We start from the raw sequence: 15759 nt of genomic DNA on the forward strand, positions 1-15759 counted from the left end.
TCCCCGTATTAAAATCGGTCGGACTTTAATATGAGGAATTTATTTAATCATGGCCAATAGTATAATTTCCTAACTCCGATCCCAGAATGCCGGCGGCTCTATGCCAAGCGCTCTCAAATAAACGTATCCCTGGGCTCGGTGATGGATTTCGTTGTCAATAATATATAAAGTAGTAAAATAAACCGGCCCATCATATTGGCCGAAAGCCGCATCTGATTCATGAAAACGGGAAACGGGAATTTGTGGCCAGAGCGTGTTGATTTCTTCTGTAATTTTATCCCAAAGTACAAGAACTTCTTGTTTGGTGGCTGGCGGTTGTGATGTGAAATTTAGTGGAGGATCGCCGTAAGTCCACTCACCTGACAAAATTCCATGAATTCCGGGTCCGGAAAGTACCATGATCTCCATGGCCAGTTCTGCAAAAGTCCTCATGCCTCCGATAGAAAATGTATAAAATTTATCTTCAGGAAATGCCTCAATTACCCGGCGTGTAATCCTGCGGTGGCTTTGCCAGTGTTCCAGCAATGCATCCATCGTAATGAATACCTCAGATGCCGAAAGTTCTTTTACCTCACTTGTGTTATTTTCCATTTTGCTAAAAGGTTATGTTTTTATTATTTCCACTGCAAAGGAAACACTAGCTAATGACAGCCCTATGTCAGTAAGTTTTTCAACCTTGAAAATATTTTTTCAAGGTTAAATAAATATAAATCCCGATAACCCGAAAGCAAGAATCAGGTTTTTAATAAAAAACCGGAATCATAATTTTGGTGAAATAAAAAGAAATCTGTTAAATTATGATACTCCATACGAGTCTGGGAATAAGTAAAATAGAAATTCAGAAGATTCTCGGAAACCTGATCAGAAAAGGAGATATTACCGTTGGAGGATATAGGAAGACGAAGATTTATGGCACTTTAAATTGTCGTTCCGGGAAAAAGATGAAAATTGAAAACCGCGTTTTTTTTAAAGACGAATTAGAAGCTATTTCAGAAGGTTACCGGCCTTGCGCACATTGTATGCCTGCAAAATATAGACTTTGGAAATTAAGTAAAGATTTGAAAACCAGCTGACAGTTTATGCCAATCAAACTTGTGGTAATTTTTTTGCCAGGCTCCTCCATAAATAAAAAACGGTATAACTTTCCCAGCCTGTCATTCCCAGAAAAAAATTCTGAACCTTTTCGTTATCTTTTTTATCCATTATAATATTGTGTAATAACAATGCCTGTAACATACCTGAGTCACCATACGGAATGCTGGACTGTTCTTTCAGACTTTTCATGAGGGCATAATTTGCTGTCCAGATACCAATACCTTTAACAGACATCAGCATTTTTTGCCGGGCTTCTAAATCGGGGAGAGACATTAGTATTTCTGTGCTGAGTTTTCCGTCAGTAAAAAGTTTTGCAATGCCAATAATGTATTCTGCTTTTTTTGCGGAAAACTGCATTGCCCTTAGATCATTCGACTCGGCTCCTGCAAGTACTTGAAAAGACGGAAAAATGTGAAATATTTCATTATCGAACTCGATTTGGCTGCCATATTTTTCAACAAGTCTTCTTTTAAGTTTATAGGCAAAAGTCAGATTAATTTGCTGCCCGGTGATACTCCAGCATAAGGCTTCGAAAAGATCAGGAATGCCAATAATGCGTAAACCTTCAAATTCCTCGGCCATGTAGGAAAGTTGACTATGCTGGTTAAGTAATTGATAAAATGGCTGTAAATTCCGGCCAAGATCCAGCCATTCAGTTACATAGGTTTTAACGGCAGAACTGGTTTCCGAATCAGGTTCACCGGCAAGGATTTCTATTTCCAGTGAACCCGGTTTTTGAGATATTCCTAACAAAAAAGGTTTTTCATCGATGAGCACAGCTTTCAATATTCTGTTATCAACGATTGAATGCATGCAGTCATCATAATTACGATTGAGAAACCATAGGCATTCGCTGAAACTGAAAGTTGAATTTATGGCTAATGAAATAATATTGTCGCCCATTATGATTTCGGATAAGGCTTTCAGGATATTGAAAGAATGTAAAAGTAGCAGAGGCTAATTTTACAAACAATCCGGATCTTGCTGATTTTTGAAAAACCATTCAAACAGGATTCCTCAAATTGAATAACAATTGTTTTCTTGCCAAGGCTGTATTCTCCAATAAGAATCCATTAAATAGATTTTGCAATACTTCATTACAAATGTACAGTTTGCTACTTAATACAATCTCAATACATCTGATAAGTTCGTCTGGCTATTTGTTTTTCAACAAATAGCCATCAATTCCAAATTCAAGGTATGGAAGAGTTTTAAAATCATAAACTATTTCATCATAAATAATAATTCTGGTTGCGGGGAAAAATTGCTTTACTTCCTGAAGTAGGTTGAGATTTTTATTTTGGGAATTGTCGTTAATCCCTAAAATTATTAGGTTTGGATTTAAGTTTGTCTCGAACTGTTGAATATTTCTTACATGTCACGATTTTTGAAGAAGATATTCAATTGATCACTTTTTTAACTCTGCCAATTCCTTAATTTCCTCCTGTTTCCTTTCGGATGACCGGACGCTATCTTGGTTCCATAAAGCTCAATTGCTTTTAATACTTTTTGATGAGGTATATCCTGTAACTAATTGTGCAAGGAACCTGGTATTTTGAAATATTTCGTATTGGTACATGATCTTGTCAATTACTTGCTGCTCATTGCCGACCATCAATGGTCCGTCGTTTCTCATGTATCATTTCAAATCAGCTTTTAAAAATTGCTTACGCAGACCTTAAAAGTAGGTGTGGAGAACACAAACTATATCGGTATGGTTTATATTTTGTTATAATTAAGTTAAAAAAGAAGTTGATGTTTTGATCAGTTGTGGCGAGAGCTATTAAATTAAAAAAAACCAGTTTACGTGATTGCGGGAGCAAATCAATTGAGTGTAGAAGAAAAGCTTATAGGAAATTTTAGTGAAGAACTAATAGTGTGTGAAGTAGTGCTGAAAAACCGGATTGTTGGGTACTTCGGATTTAGACCCTGTGGAAATGTGGTCTGTTACCTGGCTTTGTTTTTTTCCAGCCGGCCTCCTGGTACAAATTCTCCTTCAATCCATCGGACGAAGTTTTTGGCATGGGTAAGATAAATGTTGGCTGCCAGTGGTTTTAATTCTGACGACTGTATCTCGTTGATATACATGTCGAGCAGCCGGCTGATTTCCGTTAATGATTCTGAATCGGTTTGCATGATGCTGGGTTAAATATGTGTGAAAATAGTTATTGAATTCTTGGTGTATACAACCATACTGAGGAATTTAAATAACGGGCCAATGATATTTGAATTAAATTTAAAGCCCTAACCGTTAAATAAATACAAGTATAAGTTCTTTATTTTTACATAAAAAAATCATGTATTATCCTGATTTTTTTATTAACAGTTAATTCTCGCCTTTTATATCCTTCATAAAGCGCAAGTCTCTGTCGTTTTCTCAATAACAAATAAAGATCCCTTTGTAAATAAGGCATTTATTGGAATAATCTATGCATCAGTATTTAAATTAATTAAGATGGTTTGGTATTTTATTCTGAATATTAAAATTATTTGGAATAAAATGTTGTTGTACAAAGAGCATAGGTTAATTTTGGACCATTATTCGATTTTAGTCGAAAAATAATTAATAGAAGATGTTAAATAAAGATGAAATAATTAAGGCAAAAATTCTGGAAGGGGCTAACAAACTTTTTCAGAGATATGGTTTGAATAAAACAACCATGGAAGATATTGCCAAGGATGCGGGGAAGGGGAAAAGCACGCTTTATTATTATTTTAAAAGTAAAGAAGAAATTTTTCAAGCCATCATCAGCAGAGAAAAGGATGACTTTTTTCTGATGCTCCAAGGCGAAATTGCCAAATCTCCAACAGCCTGGGAAAAATTCAAGACCTTTTATCTTAAGCGTTTTGAAATGATGAAAAAAATGGCAAATCTCTACACTGTACTGGTATCAGAAACCCGGGAAGCAATGTTTGCGACCGGAGGGGACTGTCATTGGCGGAAAAAATATGACGAAAAGGAGATTGTGATTTTGAAAAGTATCCTGGAATATGGTATGATCAGTGGGGAGTTCAGGATATTATCGGACAGCGAACTTAACAGACTGGCATTTGTTCTGACGAGTGCCCAAAGGAGTATTGAGTTTGATCTTATCATGTATGATAAACTTGATGAGATGCATGACTATCTGCAATTGCTTATGCAGCTGGTGATGAACGGACTGAAAAAATAATGTTGGGATCATACATCGACTCTGATACGTTATTAGTCCTTAATTTTAAATAAGCCTGTTCTGGAATCTGAACTGTCGTAATAACTGTCAGAAAATTAAGGAATTGTATCACTTAATACAACCTGACATCATTTTAGAATAACCAGGCATGTTTGTTGTTATGAGGAATCCTGACTTCACAAAAAAATAACAAAAAATTAAATAAAGATTAAAATAAGCAGATATTGAAAAAGAAGGGGTGAAGAACTAGCAGAAAAATATTTTCTTTGCCAGACTCTAATGGTTGGTGGAAATAATAATTCTATTTAAGACAAAAAGCTGACTGTTTTTAAGGAAAGAAAGTTTTAAAAATACAATTTTTATATCTTTGTAAAAATATAATAAAATCGGTTTTTAAATTTTCAAGAAGGAGGGTATATCCATTGAAAACAGTGAAATATCCTTGCCTGATAACTTTAAAAGGAATATCGGAGAGTTTGGAAGAAAATCGGGTTTTTCATAAAGTTTTCATAAGAATAGGTTTTAATTCTTGCTTCAACTTAAAAAAACTGTTTTTGTTATAAATTTTTTTAAATAATTTAATTCAAGTAAAAACCTTTATTGAAGTTAACATGTTAGGTAATGCAGGCGAAACAATGCTTTAACATTGCCGTAATATGCTTAAATTACTTTTTTAATGATGAAAAAAATGCATAACCCACTGGAACTAACTGGAAATCAGGAAGTAGGTGCATGTTTCTGACACTAAATATTTATGGGGAATAAACTACATGCCCGGGTTTCTGAATTCAGAGATTCGAAGGTAATTAAGGAAAGGGGGCTTTACCCTTATTTTAGGCCAATTGAATCAGGTCAGGATACTGAGGTAATCATTCACGGCAAAAAAGTGCTGATGTTTGGTTCTAATTCGTATCTAGGTTTGACAAATCATCCTAAGGTAGTGGAAGCGGCACGTGAGGCAACTACCAAATACGGAACCGGGTGCGCAGGCTCTCGTTTTCTTAATGGTACGCTGGATATCCATGAAGAGTTAGAGAGGAAATTGGCAATTTACACCGGAAAAGAAGCTTCGGTTCTTTTCAGTACCGGTTTTCAGGCTAATTTAGGAGCACTTTCCAGTATTACCGGAAGAAATGACTATCTGATTCTGGATGATGCAAATCATGCTTCTATTATTGATGGGAGCCGTTTGTCCTTTTCAAAAGTGGTCAAATACAGCCATAATAATATGGATGATTTGAGAAATAAACTAAAAAATCTTCCTGAGGACGCAATAAAGCTGATTGCTACGGATGGTATTTTCAGTATGGAAGGTGACATTGTCAAACTTCCTGAAATGGCCGCTATCGCAGAGGAATTTGGTGCAAATATTATGGTTGACGACGCTCACAGTCTGGGTGTTATAGGTGTGAACGGTTCAGGGACTGCTTCTCATTTTGGTCTTACCCATAAGACGGATCTTATCATGGGTACTTTCAGCAAATCATTTGCTTCACTTGGCGGTTTTATCGCGGCAGACGAGGTAACAATTGAATATCTGAAACACCGTGCACGTGCTTTGATGTTCAGTGCAAGTATGACACCTTCATCTGTTGCCACTGTTTTAGCTGCTCTTGAAATTGTCCAAAATGAACCTGAGCATATTGAAAAACTTTGGGCTAATACACATTATGCCAAGAGATTATTGCTTGAAAGCGGCTTTGATTTGGGAAGAACTGAAAGTCCAATTCTTCCTGTATATATCCGGGACAACGAAAAAACATTCCAGATCACCAAGATTTTGCATGAAGACGGTGTTTTTGTAAATCCTGTTGTATCGCCAGCTGTGCATACTACGGAATCACTCATTCGTTTTTCTTTAATGGCAACCCACACTTTCGCTCAGATTGAAGAAGCAGTAGACAAAATGACTAAGGCTTACAAACAAATATATTCCTACCCTATTATTTCTGAAAGTGTATGACCCGAGTTTTACCCGTTACCTCTAATAAGGATTTGGACCGTTTTGTTGATTTCCCTCATGACTTGTATAAGGATGATGTAAACTACGTTCCGGAAATATTTATTGGGCAAAAAGATTTGCTTTCTCCTGGTAAACATCCTTTTTATGAGCATTCATCAGCGCAGTGTTTTTTAGCGTTTGACGAAAATGGTAAGATAACGGGTAGAATTGCTGCTATACATAATAAGAATCATAATGAATTTGTAGGGGCAAAAGATGGTTTTTTTGGTTTTTTTGATTCTATTAATGATCAGGAAACTGCCAATTTGCTTTTTGAAAAGGCGACGGAGTGGCTTAAAGATCAGGGGCTTAACAGGATTCAGGGTCCGGCGAGTCCAACAACAAATGATGTTTGCGGACTTTTAGTTGATGGTTTTGACTCGCCTCCGGTTGCGATGATGCCTTACAATGCTCCTTATTACCTGACGCTTCTTGAAAATATCGGTTTTACAAAAAAAACAGATTTGCTGGCTTACAAAGTGATGCACGCAACTGTAAACGACAAATCGATAAGAATGCTTGATTTGCTTCAGAAGCGATTACTCGAAAGAAACGGTATCGTTATCAGAAAGGTAAATATCAAAGATTTTAAAAATGAGGTTCCTAAAATCAGGGAAATATATAACATCGCCTGGGCAGAAAATCTAGGTTTTGTACCAATGACGGAGCATGAGTTTGAATACCTGGCAAAGGATTTAAAGATGATCCTGAATCCGGATTATTGTTTGCTTGCAGAGAAAGAAGGTAAAATTGTAGGTTTCGTATTGGCGATACCTGATATCAATCAAATTCTGATCAAAATCAAAAAGGGAAGATTATTGCCTACAGGGATTTTTAAACTTCTTTTTCTGAAAAAGAATATTGACATGCTGCGGATTTTAACACTTGGCGTTATTGATGGCTACCGCAAGTTGGGTATTGAAGCCTGTTTGTATGGTGGAATTATCAAAAATTCAAGGGGGACTAAAATAAAAGGTGGAGAGTGCTCGTGGATGCTGGAAGATAATCATATGATGAACCGTGCACTGGATCAGATGAACGGAGAAATTTACAAGCGTTACAGATTGCTTGAAAAAGAAATATGAGTAAAAGGATTTTGATAACTGGTGCGAGTGGATTTATAGGATATCATCTTGTAAAGGCTGCGCAAAAAGCCGGATTTGAGGTTGATGCCGCAGTACGTTCATCGAGCAAGTTATCACATTTGAATGCTTTGGCGCCTGATTTTGTAACGCTTGATTTTGGTTCGAAAGAATCGTTGGTCAGCAATCTGGAAGCAGGGCAATATTCTTATATTATTCATGCGGCTGGTGCGACCAAAGCGAAAAGTATAGAAGAATATAATACGATTAACGCGGAATATACCAGAAATCTGGCTCTGGCAGCGACGCTGGCAAATATTCCTCTTGAAAAGTTTGTCTTTGTCAGCAGTCTGGCCGCTATTGGCCCTTCTGATTATGATGACGTAAAACTTTTTACAGAAAGCAGAAAGCCCAATCCGGTCACGGCTTACGGGAAAAGTAAATTATTAGCAGAGCAATATTTATCCGACAGCGTTTTGCCAATTGCTATTTTGAGGCCAACAGCGGTGTACGGTCCTGGCGAAAAGGATTTACATATCGTTTTCAAAATGTTGCAGGACGGGTTGGATATGTATATTGGAAAAAAACCTCAACGTTTCAGTTTTGTTTATGTGCAGGATCTGGTGAATGCTATCATGCTTTCATTAAGTGCTGAAAATAAAACAGAACGTACTTATAATATATCGGACGGCAATGTTTATGGCCGTTACGAGCTTGCTGATACTTTTAAAGACCTGCTCGGAAATAAAACAGTACGTTTCCATATTCCCGAAGGCATTGTAAAAGTAGTGGCTAACGTATTAGAACTGGCTTACATGAATTCTAAAAACACGCCGGTTCTTAATAAAGAAAAGCTGAATGAACTTACAGCCCCAAACTGGGCTTGTAGTATTGAAGCAGCAAAAAAAGACCTGCATTATAGTCCCGCTTACAATTTAAAAGCAGGTTTGGCGGAATCCATGCAGTGGTATACAAAGGGAAAGTGGCTTTAAATCACCTCTAAATTTGAAGATTATGACAGATAAAGATCAGCATGTTGGGTTGCCAGGATTGTAAAACGAACATCGTGCTTTCCTGACTTGGAGCCTGGTGATGTATAAATAATTAATTGAAAGGTCAGGGATAAAATAGTTGGTCCGATTGCATGTATTTGTAAATCAGGATTTTGTAGAATTGAAATAACCTGAAAATAATGAGTCAGTTGCATAAAATAATTGCAACATCCCTTGGGATAGGATATGTAGGGAAAGGTGGCGGAACAGTCGCAGCTGTATTTACTTGTATTTGCTGGTACTTTTGGCAAATTTATTTTACACCATCAATCTGGTTTGGTTTTGGAATAACACTCTTTATTACAATTATTGGGACAATTTCTTCGGATGCAGTTGAGCCTTTTTGGGGAAAAGATGATAAAAAAGTAGTGATCGATGAGGTCGCAGGTATGTGCATCAGCTTATTATTTCTGCCTTCAACAGGTGCTTATATTATAACAGGACTTATACTGTTCAGGTTTTTCGATATTGTTAAACCTCTCTACATCAGAAAAGCAGAAAAATTACCCGGTGGGTATGGCGTGATGCTTGATGATGTGCTTGCCGGTATTTGTGCAAACATCCTTCTACAAATAGCGTTCAGATTTAATCTCTTGTAAAATGTTAACGTTTATCAAGGCGCAGGCCTCTTCATTGATTGCTACATTTCTCGACTTTTCGACTGCAATCGTTCTGGTGAACTTTTTTGGACTGGAACCGTTTAGTTCAAGTATAGCAGGAACATTTTTTGGTGGGGTAGCTAATTTTACGATTAACAGATACTGGGTATTCGACGCGGCAGAGGATAAAATTGGTGGACAAGTATTAAAATATTTCGTTGTCTGGGTCGGAAATCTGATTTTAAATGCAGGAGGAATGTATTTGCTGTTGGAAAAAACAAATTTTAATTATGTTATATCCAAAGTTATGGTAGCCATTATTGTTGGTTTTGGATACAATTATATGTTTCAGAAAAAACTGGTTTTCAGGTGATCGTCACAGAACTTAAATGAGTTTTTCCTGGCTTAATTAACTCAGCAGCCCAGGGAAGCTAAAAAAAATAAAAAATGTTAGTAAAATTTAAAATAGCAGGTATACTATTCTTTCTGATTCTGTTTGGCTCAGGCATTGTCCGTGCGCAAACTACAATTATCAGAGGAGTACTTACGGACTCTGCTTCGAAGGAAACTTTGCCTTATGCCAATGTGCAGATACCAGGTACCACGATTGGAACACTCGCCGATGACGAAGGCCGTTATTCAATCAAACTGGATGGTAGTTATTCCAAAATTCAATTCGGTTACATTGGCTATAATACTTCTGTCAAAAGCATTACGCCAGGTATTGATCAGGTAATTAACGTAAAGCTTAGTGTAAATGCATCGATGCTGACAGAAGTTGTCATTAAAGGAAAAGCACGTTACCGCAACCGGAACAATCCTGCCGTTGAACTGATCCAAAAAGTGATCGACCACAAAAAGGAAAATCAGATGGATGCCAATGATTTTGTTCAGTACGAACAGTACGAGAAAATTTCTCTGGCGCTGAGTAATTTATCTGACAAATTTCGGGAAAAGCGGATTTTTAGAAATTACCAGTTTCTGTTCACAGAGCAGGATTCCAGTACGATCGGAGGGAAAAACATGCTTCCGGCCTATTTAAGAGAACGACTTTCACAGATTTATTTCCGTAAAGATCCCTACAAAAAGAAACAGCGCGTATTGGCAGACCAGCGTGCAGAATATGATTCACGGTTCATCGATAACGACGGTTTAAGCACTTATTTCAACAGACTTTATGAAGATATAAATATCTACAACAATAATATTTCGGTTGTAACCAATCTTTTGCTTAGCCCCATTGCTGGCTCTGCACCTACTTTTTACAAATTCTTTATCACAGACACTGTAAAAACACAGCAGCCGTGGCTTATTGAATTGAGTTTTATTCCAAGAAATAAAACAGATCTCCTTTTTCAGGGGAAATTGTATATTACTTTGGATGGCCATTATGGCGTTCAGCATGCTTATCTGACGGTCAACAAAGATATCAACCTGAACTTCATGCGTGATCTTGAAGCGAAACTTGAATTCGAAAAAAGTTCGGATGGAAGATATCACCTTAGCAAAAGTACGCTGGGAATGGAATTCGCCTTTGGAGATAAAGGTGGCGGGATTTATGGTCAGCGAACGGTGACGTTTAAAGATTATGAAATCAATAAAGCTCAGAATGACAGTATTTACAAGGGACCTTCGGAGGAAATAGTTTATAAGGAAGGTGAAAAGAAAAGTCCCGACTTTTGGACTAACTCCCGTCACATTCCTTTGGAACACCGTGAAGTCGAGATTTATAAAAATGTTGATACGTTACAGACAATAAAGTCTTTCCGACGTACAATGGATATCGGAACGCTTTTACTGGCAGGTTATAAAGCACTTGGCCCGGTTGAAATTGGGCCTGTAAATACGTTTTACAGTTTCAATCCGGTGGAAGGTTTGAGGTTACGTTTCGGCGGCAGAACTACGCCAATTTTCAGCAAACGTGTTTATTTTGAAACTTATGCCGCGTATGGTTTTAAAGATCAGAAATGGAAATACTTTGCCAGCGGTACTTATTCATTGAACAATAAATCCATTTACCATTTCCCGCTGCATTATTTCAGGTTGAGCTATCAGCATGATACCAAAATTCCCGGTCAGGAATTGCAGTTTGTGCAGGAAGACAATTTCCTTTTATCTTTCAAAAGAGGAAATAATGACAAGTGGCTCTATAATGATATCTATAAATTCGAATACGTTCGGGAATTTCCAAGCAGAGTGTCTTACAAATTTGGATTTACACAATGGAAACAAGCCCCGGCTGGTGCTTTGGTTTACCAGCGTTATGATGCTGGAAGTGATGGTTTGATCAATATTAATTCATTGTCAAATGCGGAAGTAAGTCTCGAATTGAGATATGCCCCGCATGAACAATATTATCAGGGGAAATTGTATCGCACGCCGATTCCTAATAAATATCCGATTTTCACGATGCGATACAGCAAAGGCATTAAAGGGCTTTTGCAGGGAGAAACCAATTATCAGAATATTACGGGTAATGTGGCAAAAAGATTTTTCCTGTCACAGTTCGGATATGCTGACGTGACTGCGGAAGGCGGCTATATAGTTGGGAAAAACATTCCATTTCCTTTGCTTACCATTCACAGAGCCAACCAGAGTTATGCGTATCAGTTAAGTTCGTATAACTTAATGAACTTCCTGGAATTTGTCAGTGACCATTACGCCAGCATGAGTGTGGAATACTATTTGAACGGATTTGTTTTTAACAAAATACCGTTATTGAAAAGACTGAAACTTAGAGAAGTTGTAGCATTCAGAGGACTGTATGGTGGTTTAAGAAATGAAAATAACCCTGCTTATAATCCGAATTTGTATAAGTTTTTGACAAATCCCGATGGAACATCGGCTACTTATTCGCTGAATAAAGAACCTTACATGGAAGGAAGTGTCGGGATCGCGAACATTTTTAAGTTATTACGAGTTGATTTGGTTAAACGGTTCAACTATCTTGACAATCCTAATGTTGCAGAGTGGGGAGTCAGGGCGAGGGTTAAGTTGGATTTCTAGTTTAAAAGAGTTTAAAATGAACAAAGACGAGTTTCGCGTTGCTTTACAGCGAGGCATTTATAAGGTAATCAATCCATTTGTAAGGTTTCTTATCAAAGCCGGATTAACACCAAATATGGTGACTACCATCGGTTTGGTGTTAAATATTGGTGTGGCCGTAATTTTTATAATCGGTGTTGAAGAAGGTAATCGCGGAGATTTGACTTATGTGGGCTGGGCAGGTTTTCTGGTACTTTTTGCCGGAATATTTGATATGCTCGACGGGCAGGTGGCCAGGCTTGGCAATATGAGCTCAACTTTTGGAGCTTTCTACGATTCTGTTTTAGACAGATACAGTGAAATGGTGATGTTTTTGGGGATATGTTATTATCTCGTTGGCCATCATTATTTTTTCAGTTCACTCTTTGCATTTATAGCGCTGATCGGTTCTGTTATGGTAAGTTACACACGAGCCAGAGCGGAAGGTCTTCGGGTTGAATGCAAGGAAGGATTAATGCAAAGGCCGGAACGTGTGGTTTTGGTTGGTATTTCGGCTATTTCCTGTGGTGTGGCGTCTAATTACATTGGTGGTGATTATAAATTGTTTATTCCTGGCATCCCTTTTCATGTTTTTGAAACGATGTCAATTTTTACAATCCCGATTACCGTCATGGCTGTTCTGACCAATATCACCGCGGTAAACCGTTTATTAAGTGTAAAAAAAATATTGGATAAAAAAGATTCCGATGAGATTTCTATTAATCGCTAGTCTGATTGCAATTCTTGCAACAGGCAGCAACACTTTCGCAGACAAAAAAAGTAAGGAAAATCTGGCAGTAGCAGCAGTTGATACTTTTCCTGTACCAAAATTGCCCAACCTCCTTTTTTATATTCAGAGAGACCCGAATACCAATACGATCTGTTATGAATTAAATGTAAATGATAAAGGGCAACTGGACGAAGAAAATCCTGTTCATCCGTTTTGGATCAGATATCCGGAAGGAGGAGGTCGTAAAGAACTTAATTATTTGCAAAAAAAATTCGCTTACGGAATCATTGTAAAAAAAGCGGGCAAGGATTATTTTCAGTTAAAGTCAGTCGCTTATTCAAAAACGCCGCTATATCTTAAAAAAGGTACAAACAACAAGTACCAGGTATACATGGCAATCAACCAGAAACAATGTGTTTTGACAAAGATTTTTGTCAGGATCGAAGGCGGAACTTTCTGGGTCCCGAATGTCAGGTATATTGAAGTTACGGGAACGGATCCCGCAACAGGTAAAACAGTAGTAGAAAGAATTAGTAAATTTTCCTGATGTTTCGTCATGGCCAAGAACTATGTATCCAACTCCAAAGAATCGGTTCGGATGTTCAAAAGCGATATCCTCGAATCGGTTTCAAAAGTGCACTTCTCAGTGCCTCTTTTCATTTTCATTCCTGTAATTCTTTATTTCGGCTGGAAGGCAATCTGGCAGCAGGAGCTTTCCCCGGTTGAATTTTCCGGATATTACCTGTTAGGACTTTTTGTTTGGTCTTTGACAGAATACGTTTTGCACAGGTTCATTTTTCATCTTGAACCAAAAAAAGGGAATAAAACACTGGAACGTATCCATTTTGTTTTCCACGGTGTTCACCACGATTATCCAAGTGATGCGCACCGACTGGTAATGCCGCCTTCAGTAAGTATTCCTCTGGCAGCGGCATTTTATTATCTGTTTTCTCTTTTTTTGAGAACAGGTCCGTTGGCAGCATTTTTTTCTGCTTTTATGACTGGATATTTATTTTATGATATGACACATTATGCGTTGCATCATGCTAACTTTAAAAATAAATTCTGGAAAAAGCTGAAAAAACATCACATGTTACACCATTACGACGACGCGTCAAAAGGATACGGAGTCAGTTCACCGCTGTGGGACAAAGTTTTCAGCTCCGATTTTTTAAAAAATAAAAATGATTGACAATTTAGAAAGTGCGGTAAGCATTCCAAAAACCGATTTTTATGGGTTAAAACCGATCATCACCATGTTGCTGATATCGGTTGCTTATTTGGTGTTGTCTGCTTATCTCGTGGGATTTCGGAGTGATCAGGTTGTGTTATTGGTTATTACAAATAGTTTTTACTTTTTTTCCGAAACAACACGTAAATTCATAACTGCATTTTCGATCTTCATCGTCTATTGGATTTTGTTTGATTATATGAAGGCATTCCCGAATTATAGTTATAACACAGTACATATTAAAAGTCTGTACGATCTGGAAAAATCGATTTTTGGGATCAATGCCGGAACATCGATTATAACACCGAATGAGTACTGGATTTTGCATCAGCATTCTTTTCTGGATGTGATGTCCGGCGTATTTTATCTGACCTGGATTCCACTTCCTTTGTCTTTGGCGGGATATCTTTTTTACAAAAACAGAACACAGTTTTTCAATTTCGCCTTTACATTTTTACTGGTCAATATGATCGGTTTCGTGATTTATTACCTTTATCCGGCCGCACCGCCCTGGTACAGCCAGCAATATGGTTTTGAATTCATTGCAAATACAAGAGGAAATACCGCTGGACTTTCCAGGTTTGACGCGTTTTTCAATGTGGGTATTTTTAAATCGATTTACGAGAAAAGTTCGAATGTATTTGCTGCAATGCCTTCTTTACATTCCTCTTATCCACTTATTGCTCTGTATTACGCTGTCAAAAGTAAAATTAATGCCGGCCTGGCGATTGTAATTGGAATTACAATGCCGGGGATCTGGTTTGCGGCTGTTTACACAAGTCATCATTATGTGCTTGATGTCATTGCCGGCGTTGCCTGTGCAACTACTGGAATTATAATAGTAAACCTGATTGCAGCTAAAAGATTGAGTAAATAAACCTGAAAAAGAAAAAATGAAAGTTGGAAACGTCTTGACACAGGAGATGTTTCCAACTTTTTGTTTTTTGAACAAAGAAGTTTTTTTTGGAAATAGAATAGTGTTTCCAACCTTGATGATAGTTTGGTTGTCATCAAATTGATAAGAAAACGGGAAATATTCCGTTTCAATACTAGTTGCTTTTTTTGAAAATACCTGAAAAATTAATGATATCGATAATAATCTGCTCAGCCAACGCCGAAGAATTAAGAGAAGTTTCAAAGAATATTGACGAAACCATAGGCGTCGCTTATGAAATTATTGGGATTAGCTCGTAGCGCGGGATTGACGAATTTAAATATATCATTTGCTCGAAAAGATCAATCTATGTTAACCAGGACAATTCCTGTTTCGGGATAAAAACTTCCGATTGCAAGGCTTGGATCCTGGCAGCAATTTGATGTTGGAACATCGGTTGCGGAAAAAGATCCTCTGAAAGAAGTGCTGCACAAATACCAGAAGAAATATTGATCCGAGTGAAGTTGATATGCTTTTGTATAAGCAATCCACCATCCACCACTCACATATGCAGAATAATTTGATTCATTTAGGCTTTGAAGCGTTTGATAACTAGAACAAGGTTTTTACTTTCATAAGAGGCAAATCGTCTAGCTTCTTCTGAAAGTAAAACCTAATCCTACAGGTACCCACACATAGTATATTTACGCGAAAGATGTATGAGAACCTTTGTTACATTAACGTGCGGAGCATGATCACAATAGGTTCTTCCGAATTTTAACTAGGTTTTGATCTGACTCGTTAAAGCATACTCAGCCATTAAATAAAATATTATTTGAAGAGTTAAAAGATATGTAATATTATTTCTACATTGGAGATGTAGAAATAGTTCTCTTA

Annotated in this window: 15 protein-coding genes; 12 read left to right on the forward strand and 3 right to left on the reverse strand. The window is 37.4% G+C overall.

Going from position 1 to position 15759, the window contains the following annotated elements; translation table 11 throughout:
* Positions 1–69: 69 nt before the first annotated feature.
* Positions 70–591 carry a DinB family protein gene (locus FDK13_RS17850; protein WP_137341374.1) on the reverse strand — a complete coding sequence of 174 codons (522 nt, stop codon included), beginning with the start codon at positions 589–591 and terminating at the stop codon, positions 70–72.
* Between the two features lie 206 nt (positions 592–797).
* Here FDK13_RS17850 and FDK13_RS17855 point away from each other — a divergent pair, with 206 nt between their 5' ends.
* Positions 798–1073, forward strand: coding sequence for an Ada metal-binding domain-containing protein (locus tag FDK13_RS17855; protein WP_137341375.1), 276 nt, complete (start codon positions 798–800; stop codon positions 1071–1073).
* Positions 1074–1086: 13 nt separating this feature from the next.
* On the opposite strand, the gene FDK13_RS17860 is transcribed toward FDK13_RS17855, so the two are convergent.
* Both FDK13_RS17860 and FDK13_RS17865 read right to left on the reverse strand, forming a co-directional pair.
* Positions 1087–1908: a DNA-3-methyladenine glycosylase family protein gene (locus FDK13_RS17860; protein ID WP_229216091.1), complete on the reverse strand. Its 822-nt coding sequence runs from the start codon at positions 1906–1908 to the stop codon at positions 1087–1089.
* A gap of 1134 nt (positions 1909–3042) precedes the next feature.
* Positions 3043–3231 carry a hypothetical protein gene (locus tag FDK13_RS17865; RefSeq protein WP_137341377.1) on the reverse strand — a complete coding sequence of 63 codons (189 nt, stop codon included), beginning with the start codon at positions 3229–3231 and terminating at the stop codon, positions 3043–3045.
* A gap of 437 nt (positions 3232–3668) precedes the next feature.
* On the opposite strand from FDK13_RS17865, the gene FDK13_RS17870 reads away from it, so the two are divergent.
* The 11 genes from FDK13_RS17870 to FDK13_RS17920 all read left to right on the forward strand — a co-directional run bounded on the left by FDK13_RS17870 (position 3669) and on the right by FDK13_RS17920 (position 14865).
* The gene (locus FDK13_RS17870) at positions 3669–4268 is read left to right on the forward strand and encodes a TetR/AcrR family transcriptional regulator (RefSeq protein WP_137341378.1); all 600 of its coding nucleotides are present in this window, start codon (positions 3669–3671) and stop codon (positions 4266–4268) included.
* 754 nt (positions 4269–5022) lie between these two features.
* On the forward strand, positions 5023–6231 hold the full coding sequence (gene spt / locus FDK13_RS17875) for a serine palmitoyltransferase (RefSeq protein WP_137341379.1): 1209 nt from the start codon (positions 5023–5025) through the stop codon (positions 6229–6231).
* Positions 6228–7355: a GNAT family N-acetyltransferase gene (locus tag FDK13_RS17880; protein ID WP_137341380.1), complete on the forward strand. Its 1128-nt coding sequence runs from the start codon at positions 6228–6230 to the stop codon at positions 7353–7355. The genes spt and FDK13_RS17880 overlap by 4 nt, the downstream gene beginning before the upstream one ends.
* Entirely contained in the window at positions 7352–8344 is a 993-nt protein-coding gene (locus tag FDK13_RS17885; protein WP_137341381.1) for an NAD-dependent epimerase/dehydratase family protein, read from the forward strand. The genes FDK13_RS17880 and FDK13_RS17885 overlap by 4 nt, the downstream gene beginning before the upstream one ends.
* Positions 8345–8544: 200 nt before the next feature.
* Positions 8545–9003: a phosphatidylglycerophosphatase A family protein gene (locus FDK13_RS17890; RefSeq protein ID WP_137341382.1), complete on the forward strand. Its 459-nt coding sequence runs from the start codon at positions 8545–8547 to the stop codon at positions 9001–9003.
* Position 9004: 1 nt separating this feature from the next.
* Positions 9005–9376 (forward strand): GtrA family protein, encoded by a 372-nt coding sequence (locus FDK13_RS17895; protein ID WP_137341383.1) that lies wholly within the window; start codon positions 9005–9007, stop codon positions 9374–9376.
* 74 nt (positions 9377–9450) lie between these two features.
* Positions 9451–12009, forward strand: a complete 2559-nt coding sequence (locus FDK13_RS17900) for a DUF5686 and carboxypeptidase-like regulatory domain-containing protein (protein ID WP_137341384.1) — start codon at positions 9451–9453, stop codon at positions 12007–12009.
* Between the two features lie 16 nt (positions 12010–12025).
* Complete coding sequence (locus FDK13_RS36135) at positions 12026–12757, forward strand: CDP-alcohol phosphatidyltransferase family protein (RefSeq protein WP_137341385.1); 732 nt, start codon at positions 12026–12028, stop codon at positions 12755–12757.
* Positions 12735–13304, forward strand: a complete 570-nt coding sequence (locus tag FDK13_RS36140) for a DUF4833 domain-containing protein (RefSeq protein ID WP_137341386.1) — start codon at positions 12735–12737, stop codon at positions 13302–13304. The genes FDK13_RS36135 and FDK13_RS36140 overlap by 23 nt, the downstream gene beginning before the upstream one ends.
* Positions 13305–13313: 9 nt before the next feature.
* The gene (locus FDK13_RS17915; RefSeq protein ID WP_137341387.1) at positions 13314–13949 is read left to right on the forward strand and encodes a sterol desaturase family protein; all 636 of its coding nucleotides are present in this window, start codon (positions 13314–13316) and stop codon (positions 13947–13949) included.
* Positions 13942–14865 (forward strand): phosphatase PAP2 family protein, encoded by a 924-nt coding sequence (locus tag FDK13_RS17920; RefSeq protein WP_137341388.1) that lies wholly within the window; start codon positions 13942–13944, stop codon positions 14863–14865. Before FDK13_RS17915 ends, FDK13_RS17920 begins: the two co-directional genes overlap by 8 nt.
* Positions 14866–15759 lie beyond the last annotated feature (894 nt).

Origin of the sequence: Dyadobacter frigoris, assembly GCF_005280585.1 — a bacterium.
Classification (GTDB): Bacteria; Bacteroidota; Bacteroidia; order Cytophagales; family Spirosomataceae; genus Dyadobacter; species Dyadobacter frigoris.

Bases quoted from the DNA above. Each gene is read 5' to 3' on its own strand.
- FDK13_RS17850 (WP_137341374.1), bottom strand. From the start codon at position 591: ATGGAAAATAACACAAGTGAGGTAAAAGAACTTTCGGCATCTGAGGTA.
- FDK13_RS17855 (WP_137341375.1), top strand. From the start codon at position 798: ATGATACTCCATACGAGTCTGGGAATAAGTAAAATAGAAATTCAGAAG.
- FDK13_RS17860 (WP_229216091.1), bottom strand. From the start codon at position 1,908: ATGCATTCAATCGTTGATAACAGAATATTGAAAGCTGTGCTCATCGAT.
- FDK13_RS17865 (WP_137341377.1), bottom strand. From the start codon at position 3,231: ATGCAAACCGATTCAGAATCATTAACGGAAATCAGCCGGCTGCTCGAC.
- FDK13_RS17870 (WP_137341378.1), top strand. From the start codon at position 3,669: ATGTTAAATAAAGATGAAATAATTAAGGCAAAAATTCTGGAAGGGGCT.
- spt (WP_137341379.1), top strand. From the start codon at position 5,023: ATGGGGAATAAACTACATGCCCGGGTTTCTGAATTCAGAGATTCGAAG.
- FDK13_RS17880 (WP_137341380.1), top strand. From the start codon at position 6,228: ATGACCCGAGTTTTACCCGTTACCTCTAATAAGGATTTGGACCGTTTT.
- FDK13_RS17885 (WP_137341381.1), top strand. From the start codon at position 7,352: ATGAGTAAAAGGATTTTGATAACTGGTGCGAGTGGATTTATAGGATAT.
- FDK13_RS17890 (WP_137341382.1), top strand. From the start codon at position 8,545: ATGAGTCAGTTGCATAAAATAATTGCAACATCCCTTGGGATAGGATAT.
- FDK13_RS17895 (WP_137341383.1), top strand. From the start codon at position 9,005: ATGTTAACGTTTATCAAGGCGCAGGCCTCTTCATTGATTGCTACATTT.
- FDK13_RS17900 (WP_137341384.1), top strand. From the start codon at position 9,451: ATGTTAGTAAAATTTAAAATAGCAGGTATACTATTCTTTCTGATTCTG.
- FDK13_RS36135 (WP_137341385.1), top strand. From the start codon at position 12,026: ATGAACAAAGACGAGTTTCGCGTTGCTTTACAGCGAGGCATTTATAAG.
- FDK13_RS36140 (WP_137341386.1), top strand. From the start codon at position 12,735: ATGAGATTTCTATTAATCGCTAGTCTGATTGCAATTCTTGCAACAGGC.
- FDK13_RS17915 (WP_137341387.1), top strand. From the start codon at position 13,314: ATGGCCAAGAACTATGTATCCAACTCCAAAGAATCGGTTCGGATGTTC.
- FDK13_RS17920 (WP_137341388.1), top strand. From the start codon at position 13,942: ATGATTGACAATTTAGAAAGTGCGGTAAGCATTCCAAAAACCGATTTT.